The organism is Klebsiella sp. A-Nf5 (assembly GCF_002810545.1).
GTDB lineage: Bacteria > Pseudomonadota > Gammaproteobacteria > Enterobacterales > Enterobacteriaceae > Klebsiella > Klebsiella variicola.
In genome coordinates, this window is sequence record NZ_PIOG01000163.1 from 1 (window position 1) to 2,673 (window position 2,673).

The following is a 2,673-nucleotide window of genomic DNA, read 5'->3' on the forward strand; positions in this document are numbered from 1 at the left end:
GGAGACCACCCACGCCGGATGGATCTGATGGATCAACTGACACAGGGCCTGGGTCTCCCGCTCCGAACCCGGCTGCTCGCCGGTCAACAGCACCACGTCGCGCTCCTCTGCCGCGCTGTTCCAGCGATAAACCGTTTCCCCTTGTCGCCAGTTAGCGGCTGGAAAGTTACGGTTGAGGTCAACCCCGCGGGCATTGGCACGCAGCCCGAGCTGACAGCCGTCAGGATTGACCGTTAGCACCACGTGGTGACGGCGCAGCTCGGGTTTCAGGGTGCGCAGGGCGCAGGAGAGGGTCACAATCGACGAATTTTCATCACCGTGGGTGCCGGCAATAATCAGGCCACTGCGACTGTCGGCCTGCGGTGCAGGAAACCACAGCAACGGCGCGCCCAGTTCCGAGCTGCCGTACTGCCGGGTTCCCGGCGGAAAGTCGCCGCGCTGCGGACGAGGACGTGAAATAGACATAGGGCTTCCTGTGTGTCGTTATTATTCAGTGTTGGCGAAAAGCGTGTCGTGATCAAACCCATTCCCTGAGGCGTGAAATCCGACGACACATCAATTTTCTATCATATGTCGTTTGCAATTTCAGGTGATGAAACAAATAATTATCGCTCTGTTGGCGGTATTTTTTTCATTTTAAAGGGGATCTTATGAAGTATCCTGTCGCTTTGACATGCGGCGCGCTGTGGTTAGCCAGCGTATCTTCTTTAGCCTGGGCGGCGGACGTACCGCCGGGTACGGTACTGGCTGAAAAACAGCTGTTAGTACGCCATATCAAAGATGAACCCGCCTCGTTAGATCCCGCCAAAGCGGTGGGCCTGCCGGAAATCCAGGTGATCCGCGATCTGTTTGAAGGTTTAGTCAATCAGGATGCGAAAGGCAACCTGGTTCCTGGCGTGGCGACCCGCTGGCAGAGCAACGATAACCGCGTCTGGACCTTTACCCTGCGCGATGACGCGCGCTGGTCCGACGGCACGCCGGTTACCGCCGAGGATTTCGTTTATAGCTGGCAGCGTCTGGTGGATCCGAAAACCACTTCGCCGTTCGCCTGGTTCGCGGCGCTGGCGGGGATCGCTAACGCGCAGAACATCATCGACGGCAAAGCCGCGCCGGAGACCCTGGGGGTCACCGCCGTCGATGCCCACACCCTGCGGGTACAGCTGGATAAACCACTGCCGTGGTTCAGCAACCTGACCGCCAGCTTTGCCTTCTACCCGGTACAAAAGGCGAATGTCGACAGCGGCGCGAACTGGACGCGGCCTGGCAGCCTGGTGGGCAACGGCGCCTATGTTCTGAAAGACCGCGTCGTGAATGAAAAGCTGGTGCTGGTGCCGAACACGCACTACTGGGATAACGCCAAAACGGTGATCAAGCAGGTCACCTTTGTGCCGATCAACCAGGAGTCTGCCGCCACCAAGCGCTATCTCGCCGGCGATATCGATATCACCGAATCTTTCCCGAAAAATATGTATCAGAAGCTGCTGAAGGATATTCCGGGGCAGGTTTATACCCCGCCGCAGCTGGGCACTTACTATTACGCCTTTAATACCCAAAAGGGGCCGACGGCGGACGAGCGGGTGCGACTGGCGCTGAGTATGACCATCGATCGCCGGGTGATGGCGGAGAAAGTGCTGGGAACCGGGGAAAAACCGGCCTGGCGCTTCACGCCGGACGTGACGGCGGGCTTCACCCCCCAGCCGTCACAGTTTGAGAGCATGAGTCAGGCCGAGCTTAACGCCCAGGCGAAAGCCCTGCTGGCTGCCGCCGGCTACGGCCCGAATCGTCCGCTGAAGCTGACGCTGCTGTATAACACCTCTGAGAACCATCAGAAGATTGCCATCGCGGTGGCGTCGATGTGGAAGAAAAACCTCGGCGTGGAGGTGAAACTGCAGAACCAGGAGTGGAAAACCTATATCGACAGCCGTAACACCGGCAATTTCGACGTGATCCGCGCCTCGTGGGTGGGGGATTACAACGAGCCGTCCACCTTCCTGTCGCTACTGACCTCCACCCACAGCGGAAATATCTCCCGCTTTAACGATCCGGCGTACGACAAAATCCTCGCCCAGGCGGCGGTGGAGAATTCGGCCAAAGCGCGTAACGACGATTACAACGCGGCGGAGAAGATCATTATGGTCAAAGCGCCGATTGCGCCGATCTACCAGTACACTAACGGCCGGCTGATTAAGCCGTGGCTGAAAGGCTACCCGATCACCAACCCGGAAGATGTGGCCTACAGTCGTACCATGTATATCGTGAAGCACTAACCGGTACTGGCCTCCTGTTAATAACGCAAGGTAACCACGGATAAACCCAGAGCTGGCGCGGCTTAAAGCGCCAGTCTCTCTTTCTGACCATCTCCCGCCACAGCAGAAAGCATCACTTTTCTGACGGTATTTTTGACGTATTCAACAAAAAGCGGTTGCGGTAAATTGCGTATAATACCGTCAGCCAGGTGTTTTATCGACGGTATCGTAAACACCGGAGGATACCGTCATACTGACTGATGTCGAGCTTAAGTGTCTGAAATAAAATGATAAAAGTTATAAAATTTCTGACCGTGATAGCCTGTATGTTTTGTTCTCTCCCGCTGGTTCTGTTTCATTTCGCTATGACTACCGCATCAATAATCGGCGTGAGACCCTGACTCTTGGACGTTTTGGCGTGGGAGGG

Annotated in this window: 4 protein-coding genes; 3 read left to right on the forward strand and 1 reads right to left on the reverse strand. The window is 56.5% G+C overall.

Annotation, left to right across the window (positions count from 1 at the left end):
* Positions 1-465, reverse strand: a 465-nt coding sequence (gene mpaA / locus CWM53_RS17340; protein WP_100750818.1) for a murein tripeptide amidase MpaA, incomplete at its 3' end; no start/stop codon positions are given.
* A gap of 72 nt (positions 466-537) precedes the next feature.
* On the opposite strand from mpaA, the gene CWM53_RS31175 reads away from it, so the two are divergent.
* The 3 genes from CWM53_RS31175 to CWM53_RS32005 form a co-directional block, all read left to right on the forward strand.
* Positions 538-654 (forward strand): hypothetical protein, encoded by a 117-nt coding sequence (locus CWM53_RS31175; protein WP_012542015.1) that lies wholly within the window; start codon positions 538-540, stop codon positions 652-654.
* Positions 651-2,267: a peptide ABC transporter substrate-binding protein gene (locus CWM53_RS17345; RefSeq protein WP_100750819.1), complete on the forward strand. Its 1,617-nt coding sequence runs from the start codon at positions 651-653 to the stop codon at positions 2,265-2,267. The genes CWM53_RS31175 and CWM53_RS17345 overlap by 4 nt, the downstream gene beginning before the upstream one ends.
* A gap of 283 nt (positions 2,268-2,550) precedes the next feature.
* The coding region (locus CWM53_RS32005; protein ID WP_227521716.1) for an Arm DNA-binding domain-containing protein at positions 2,551-2,673 on the forward strand (123 nt) is incomplete at its 3' end.